The 6,917-nt window shown below is 53.7% G+C and carries 8 protein-coding genes, 1 other RNA gene and 1 pseudogene; 8 read left to right on the top strand and 2 right to left on the bottom strand.

The window, feature by feature from the left end:
• Positions 1 to 117: 117 nt before the first annotated feature.
• From BHE85_RS08120 to amtB, 4 genes and pseudogenes are all read left to right on the top strand, one after another.
• Positions 118 to 273, top strand: a pseudogene (locus BHE85_RS08120) (hypothetical protein); the annotation flags it as partial.
• Positions 266 to 2,047: a SmdB family multidrug efflux ABC transporter permease/ATP-binding protein gene (locus BHE85_RS08115; RefSeq protein WP_001256174.1), complete on the top strand. Its 1,782-nt coding sequence runs from the start codon at positions 266 to 268 to the stop codon at positions 2,045 to 2,047. The pseudogene BHE85_RS08120 and the gene BHE85_RS08115, both read left to right, overlap by 8 nt.
• Before the next feature lie 180 nt (positions 2,048 to 2,227).
• Complete coding sequence (gene glnK, locus BHE85_RS08110; RefSeq protein WP_000780338.1) at positions 2,228 to 2,566, top strand: P-II family nitrogen regulator; 339 nt, start codon at positions 2,228 to 2,230, stop codon at positions 2,564 to 2,566.
• A 29-nt stretch (positions 2,567 to 2,595) separates the two neighbouring features.
• Positions 2,596 to 3,882, top strand: a complete 1,287-nt coding sequence (gene amtB, locus BHE85_RS08105) for an ammonium transporter AmtB (RefSeq protein WP_000685017.1) — start codon at positions 2,596 to 2,598, stop codon at positions 3,880 to 3,882.
• A 48-nt stretch (positions 3,883 to 3,930) separates the two neighbouring features.
• On the opposite strand, the gene tesB is transcribed toward amtB, so the two are convergent.
• Entirely contained in the window at positions 3,931 to 4,791 is an 861-nt protein-coding gene (gene tesB, locus BHE85_RS08100) for an acyl-CoA thioesterase II (protein WP_004981073.1), read from the bottom strand.
• 217 nt (positions 4,792 to 5,008) lie between these two features.
• On the opposite strand from tesB, the gene BHE85_RS08095 reads away from it, so the two are divergent.
• The gene (locus tag BHE85_RS08095; RefSeq protein ID WP_039063991.1) at positions 5,009 to 5,581 is read left to right on the top strand and encodes a YbaY family lipoprotein; all 573 of its coding nucleotides are present in this window, start codon (positions 5,009 to 5,011) and stop codon (positions 5,579 to 5,581) included.
• A 30-nt stretch (positions 5,582 to 5,611) separates the two neighbouring features.
• Here the strand turns inward: BHE85_RS08095 and BHE85_RS08090 are convergent, their stop codons facing one another.
• Positions 5,612 to 5,923, bottom strand: a complete 312-nt coding sequence (locus tag BHE85_RS08090) for an MGMT family protein (protein ID WP_000409911.1) — start codon at positions 5,921 to 5,923, stop codon at positions 5,612 to 5,614.
• Between the two features lie 162 nt (positions 5,924 to 6,085).
• Here BHE85_RS08090 and ffs point away from each other — a divergent pair.
• The 3 genes from ffs to BHE85_RS08075 all read left to right on the top strand — a co-directional run.
• Positions 6,086 to 6,182, top strand: an RNA gene (gene ffs / locus BHE85_RS08085) — signal recognition particle sRNA small type.
• Between the two features lie 119 nt (positions 6,183 to 6,301).
• Positions 6,302 to 6,655, top strand: a complete 354-nt coding sequence (locus BHE85_RS08080) for a DUF1428 domain-containing protein (RefSeq protein WP_000878140.1) — start codon at positions 6,302 to 6,304, stop codon at positions 6,653 to 6,655.
• A gap of 97 nt (positions 6,656 to 6,752) precedes the next feature.
• On the top strand, positions 6,753 to 6,917 hold a 165-nt coding region (locus BHE85_RS08075), incomplete at its 3' end, for an IS1 family transposase (RefSeq protein ID WP_047664789.1).

The following is a 6,917-nucleotide window of genomic DNA, read 5'->3' as shown; positions in this document are numbered from 1 at the left end:
CGGCGAATTACATAGGGGCTCGCAGCGTTACGGCTGCAATAAAGCCGGATATAAAGCTGCAACCTACCCGTCATGTCAAAACAATGGATGCCTTGCAAATGGGATGCGTTCATATAAATTATTGTGATGCAGCACGGACATATCGCCCAGCGTGGCAATCATGATGAGTTGGCGCAACAAAGCGGCTGGTATCGCGATATGTATCGCTATCAACAACTGGAGGCGGCGCTCGACGACGCTCCGGAAATTCGCGAGGAGGCCGTCGATGCGTAGTTTTAGCCAACTGTGGCCGACTCTCAAGCGTCTGTTAGCGTACGGTTCGCCGTGGCGTAAACCGCTGGGGATTGCGGTCCTGATGATGTGGGTTGCGGCAGCGGCAGAAGTCAGTGGGCCGCTGCTTATCAGCTATTTTATCGACAATATGGTAGCGAAAAATAACCTGCCGTTGAAAATGGTTGCAGGGCTGGCTGCGGCGTATGTTGGGCTACAACTGTTTGCCGCCGGGCTACATTACGCGCAGTCGCTGCTGTTTAATCGGGCGGCAGTAGGCGTAGTGCAACAGTTGCGTACCGACGTGATGGATGCCGCATTGCGCCAGCCATTAAGCGAGTTTGATACCCAACCCGTCGGGCAGGTGATTTCCCGCGTCACTAATGACACTGAAGTGATCCGCGATCTCTACGTTACCGTAGTGGCAACTGTCCTGCGTAGCGCCGCACTGGTGGGCGCGATGCTGGTGGCGATGTTCAGCCTCGACTGGCGAATGGCGCTGGTGGCGATAATGATTTTCCCGGTGGTGCTGGTGGTAATGGTGATATACCAGCGTTACAGCACGCCGATTGTCCGTCGTGTGCGCGCCTATCTGGCGGATATCAACGACGGCTTTAACGAAATCATCAATGGCATGAGCGTTATCCAGCAGTTCCGTCAGCAGGCGCGATTTGGCGAACGTATGGGGGAGGCCAGTCGTTCACACTATATGGCCAGGATGCAAACCCTGCGCCTCGACGGTTTTCTGCTGCGTCCGCTGCTGAGTCTGTTTTCATCGCTCATTCTTTGTGGCTTGTTGATGCTGTTTGGCTTCTCCGCTAGCGGCACCATTGAAGTAGGCGTGCTGTATGCGTTTATCAGCTATCTTGGGCGACTTAACGAACCCTTAATCGAACTGACCACGCAACAGGCGATGCTGCAACAGGCTGTTGTTGCTGGTGAGCGCGTGTTTGAACTGATGGACGGACCGCGCCAGCAATATGGCAATGATGATCGCCCGTTACAGAGTGGCACCATCGAAGTCGATAACGTGTCATTTGCTTATCGCGATGACAATCTGGTGCTAAAGAACATTAATCTCTCTGTGCCTTCGCGTAACTTTGTGGCACTGGTCGGGCATACCGGCAGTGGCAAAAGCACCCTCGCCAGTTTATTGATGGGCTATTACCCGCTAACGGAAGGTGAGATTCGCCTTGATGGTCGTCCATTAAGTTCGCTAAGTCACAGCGCGCTGCGCCAGGGCGTGGCAATGGTGCAGCAAGATCCGGTGGTGCTGGCGGATACCTTCCTCGCCAACGTGACGCTGGGGCGTGATATCTCCGAAGAACGCGTCTGGCAGGCGCTGGAAACCGTGCAACTGGCGGAGCTGGCGCGCAGCATGAGTGATGGTATTTATACGCCGCTGGGCGAGCAGGGGAATAATCTCTCCGTCGGGCAAAAGCAACTGCTGGCACTGGCACGCGTGTTGGTGGAGACGCCGCAAATCCTGATCCTTGATGAGGCAACCGCCAGCATTGACTCCGGTACTGAACAGGCGATTCAACATGCTCTGGCGGCTGTGCGTGAACATACCACGCTGGTGGTGATTGCTCACCGCTTATCGACCATTGTTGATGCCGACACCATTCTGGTGCTTCATCGTGGGCAAGCCGTGGAGCAGGGCACTCACCAGCAACTGCTGGCGGCCCAGGGACGCTACTGGCAGATGTATCAACTGCAACTTGCGGGCGAAGAGCTGGCAGCCAGCGTGCGTGAAGAAGAATCATTGAGCGCCTGAATAGCGCAATATTTCATCGTTGGTGCAAAAATGTAACGCACTGTGCACTGTCATAGTGCGTTTTCATTTTCAATCTTCTTAACTTCCTGCTCTCTTTCTCGTTTTTCATTTCTGGCACACCGCTTGCAATACCTTCTTCGTGTAGCAGAACCATTACCGAATTCTGACTGGAGGGGATCTATGAAGCTGGTGACCGTGATAATCAAACCATTCAAGCTGGAAGACGTTCGTGAAGCGTTATCTTCCATTGGTATTCAGGGCCTGACCGTCACCGAAGTGAAAGGTTTCGGGCGTCAGAAAGGGCATGCCGAGCTGTACCGGGGGGCGGAATACAGCGTCAACTTCCTGCCAAAAGTAAAAATTGATGTGGCAATTGCTGATGACCAACTCGATGAAGTGATCGATATCGTCAGTAAGGCGGCTTACACCGGAAAAATTGGCGACGGCAAAATCTTCGTCGCTGAATTGCAACGCGTCATTCGTATTCGTACCGGCGAAGCCGACGAAGCGGCGCTGTAATCTCTGGCACACAGCAACAGGAACGAAAAATGAAGATAGCGACGATAAAAACTGGGCTTGCTTCACTGGCGATGCTGCCGGGACTGGTAATGGCTGCACCTGCGGTGGCCGATAAAGCCGACAATGCGTTTATGATGATTTGTACTGCGCTGGTGCTGTTTATGACTATTCCGGGGATTGCCCTGTTTTACGGTGGGTTGATTCGCGGCAAAAACGTGCTGTCGATGCTGATGCAGGTGACGGTGACGTTTGCACTGGTCTGTATTCTCTGGGTGGTTTACGGTTACTCGCTGGCGTTTGGTGAGGGTAACAACTTCTTCGGCAACGTTAACTGGTTGATGCTGAAAAACATCGAACTGACGGCGGTGATGGGCAGCATTTATCAGTATATCCACGTAGCGTTTCAGGGATCGTTTGCCTGCATTACCGTAGGCTTGATAGTTGGGGCGCTGGCGGAACGAATCCGCTTCTCAGCTGTGTTGATTTTCGTGGTGGTATGGCTGACGCTCTCTTACATTCCGATTGCGCATATGGTGTGGGGCGGCGGTTTGCTGGCTTCTCACGGTGCACTGGATTTCGCGGGTGGCACAGTGGTGCACATTAACGCCGCAATCGCCGGTCTGGTGGGCGCGTATCTGATAGGCAAACGCGTGGGCTTCGGTAAAGAGGCGTTTAAACCGCACAACCTGCCGATGGTCTTCACCGGGACTGCCATTCTCTATATCGGTTGGTTTGGCTTTAACGCCGGGTCAGCGGGCACGGCGAATGAAATCGCGGCACTGGCATTTGTGAATACTGTGGTCGCAACGGCGGCGGCAATTCTTGGCTGGATCTTCGGTGAATGGGCGCTGCGTGGTAAGCCTTCACTGCTGGGGGCGTGTTCTGGCGCGATTGCCGGTCTGGTCGGCGTGACGCCAGCGTGCGGCTACATTGGGGTTGGCGGCGCGTTGATTATCGGCGTGGTAGCTGGTCTGGCGGGCTTGTGGGGCGTTACCATGCTCAAACGCTTGCTGCGGGTGGATGATCCCTGCGATGTCTTCGGTGTGCACGGCGTTTGTGGCATTGTCGGCTGTATCATGACCGGGATTTTTGCCGCCAGCTCGCTGGGCGGCGTGGGCTTCGCTGAAGGTGTGACGATGGGTCATCAGTTGCTGGTACAGCTGGAAAGCATCGCCATTACGATCGTCTGGTCCGGTGTGGTGGCATTTATTGGCTACAAATTGGCGGATCTGACGGTTGGTCTGCGTGTACCGGAAGAGCAGGAGCTAGAAGGGCTGGATGTCAACAGTCACGGCGAGAATGCCTATAACGCGTAACAAGCACTGCAAAAAACAGCCGGACGGTTTTCACCTCCGGCTATTTTTTTAATTGTGATTACGCATCACCCCTTCCTGAACGGTCGAGGCAACCAGTACGCCGTCCTGGGTATAAAACTCACCGCGCACAAAGCCACGTGCGCTGGACGCCGAGGTGCTCTCCACGCTATACAGCAGCCATTCATTCAAATTAAACGGGCGATGGAACCACATGGAATGGTCAATGGTGGCAATCTGAATCCCCGGTTCGAGAAAACCGATGCCGTGCGGCTGTAGAGCTACCGGCAGGAAGTTAAGATCAGAAGCGTAACCGAGCAGATACTGATGAACGCGCAGGTCATCCGGCACGCTACCATTTGCGCGGATCCACACCTGACGATGTGGTTCTGCGACGTGACCTTTCAGTGGGTTATGAAACTCCACCGGACGGACTTCCAGCGGACGATCGCAGATGAATTTATCTTTAAGCACTGGCGGCAGCAGGTGCGCCAGCGATTGGGCGATTTGCGTTTCCGAAGGCAGGCCATCAGGCGCTGGCGCGGACGGCATTGTTTTTTGATGTTCGAAACCCGCTTCTGGTGCCTGGAAAGAGGCCGTCATATAAAAAATCGGTTTGCCGTTTTGAATAGCAGCAACCCGGCGGGCGCTGAAGCTGTTACCATCACGCAGCGTTTCGACATCATAAATAATCGGTTTCTTACTATCGCCTGGGCGAAGAAAGTAGCTGTGAAACGAATGTACCAGCCGCTCTTCCGGGACGGTCTCTTTTGCAGCATACAAGGCCTGACCCACGACCTGGCCGCCAAACACCTGGCGTAAACCTAAATCTTCACTCTGGCCGCGAAAGAGTCCTGCCTCAATTTTTTCCAGATTTAACAATGCCAGTAAATTTTTTAGCGCCTGACTCATATAACTCTCCAGTAACAAAGCTGCCGCAGCAAGCCAAAGTGAGTTGAGTATAACGCAAATTTGCCACTGGTCCGATGGGTGCAATAATCTGAATTACGGGCTAATTACAGGCAGAAATGCGTGATGTGTGCCACACTTATTGACGTTACTATTTTGTTAACCACTCTTCCGGCGAGGAAAGTTAGCCCGCTGGTGCATTGATAATAAGGAGAAATGAATGAAACTCGTGCACATGGCCAGTGGTTTAGCGGTTGCGATTGCGTTGGCGGCTTGCGCAGATAAAAGCGCGGATATTCAGACGCCAGCCCCGACTGCAAATACGTCTATTTCAGCAACACAACAACCTGCTATCCAGCAACCGAATGTCTCCGGTACCGTCTGGATCCGGCAGAAAGTCGCACTGCCGCCTGATGCTGTGCTGACCGTGACACTTTCTGACGCGTCGTTAGCCGATGCACCGTCAAAAGTGCTGGCGCAGAAAGCGGTGCGTACCGAAGGTAAACAGTCACCATTCAGCTTTGTTCTGCCATTTAACCCGGCAGATGTTCAGCCGAACGCGCGTATTCTGTTGAGTGCGGCGATTACCGTGAATGACAAACTGGTATTTATTACCGATACCGTTCAGCCGGTGATCAACAAGGGCGGAACTAAAGCCGACCTGACATTGGTGCCGGTGCAGCAAACCGCCGTGCCGGTTCAGGCCAGCGGTGGTGCAACGACTACCGTACCTTCGACTTCACCAACTCAGGTGAATCCGTCTTCGGCAGTTCCAGCTCCTACGCAATATTAAGCGACGTTAACCCTCTCCGCCCGGAGAGGGTTAGTAGTTCCAGCGATAACGCTGCAAGTCGATTTGCCCGCTTCCCGATACCATCACACCTTCTGCCAGTAATGCCTGTCGCTGACGCTGTAAATCCGGTCCGGTTAGCGAAATTGTGCCGTGGCGATTAACCACCCGGTGCCAGGGTAAGGTGCTGCCTTCAGGGAGACGCTTTAACACACCGCCCACCTGGCGCGCGGCGCGGGGCGATCCCGCCAGTTTCGCCACATCACCGTAAGTGGTGACATAGCCTTCGGGAATAGCGGCGACGATTTGCCAGACGCGTTGGGGAAATGAATCTTCTTTTTCCATCTTTTCTTCCTGAGGTAATTTTTCAGCATAATCTGGAAAAACGCCCGAGTGAAGTCGCATTGCGCAAGAAACCAGCATCTGGCACGCGATGGGTTGCAATTAGCCGGGGCAGCAGTGATAATGTGCCTGCGCGTTGGTTCTCAACGCTCTCAATGGGGGCTCTGTTGGTTCTCCCGCAACGCTACTCTGTTTACCAGGTCAGGTCCGGAAGGAAGCAGCCAAGGCAGATGACGCGTGTGCCGGGATGTAGCTGGCAGGGCCCCCACCCATTTCTGCCTCCCACCGTTTCGTCAAAAAAACCCAACATGGCTAAACTTTAACCACAACTGACGTCGCAAGAATTGTCTGGCTGCGCAGTACGCTTCGGAGGTATGTCTGATGAAGTATGTTGATGGTTTTGTGGTTGCCGTTCCTGCCGATAAAAAGGATGCCTATCGGGAAATGGCCGCTAAGGCTGCGCCATTGTTTAAAGAGTTTGGCGCGCTTCGTATTGTCGAATGCTGGGCCAGCGATGTACCGGATGGCAAAGTGACCGATTTTCGTATGGCGGTGAAAGCGGAAGAGAATGAAGAGGTTGTCTTTAGCTGGATTGAATACCCTTCAAAAGAGGTCCGCGACGCTGCTAATCAAAAGATGATGTCGGACCCACGGATGAAAGAGTTCGGCGAGTCCATGCCGTTTGACGGCAAGCGAATGATCTATGGCGGATTCGAGTCAATCATCGACGAATAGGTAGCGTGACGGGCTGTGCGGCGTGCCGTCAGCCCAAAAATTGGTAATGCTGCCAACTTACTGATTTAGTGTATGATGGTGATTTTAAGGTGCTTGCGTGGCTTCCATTTCCATCAGATGTCCTTCCTGCTCCGCTACTGAAGGCGTGGTGCGTAACGGCAAAAGCACTGCCGGACATCAGCGCTATCTCTGCTCTCATTGCCGTAAAACATGGCAACTACAGTTCACTTACACCGCCTCTCAGCCCGGTACGCACCAGAAA

Origin of the sequence: Shigella sp. FC1567 (genome assembly GCF_001743015.1) — a bacterium.
Lineage (GTDB): Bacteria > Pseudomonadota > Gammaproteobacteria > Enterobacterales > Enterobacteriaceae > Escherichia > Escherichia coli.
The sequence above is the reverse complement of the archived record's forward strand: the minus strand, read 5'-3'. Positions and strand labels throughout refer to the sequence as shown.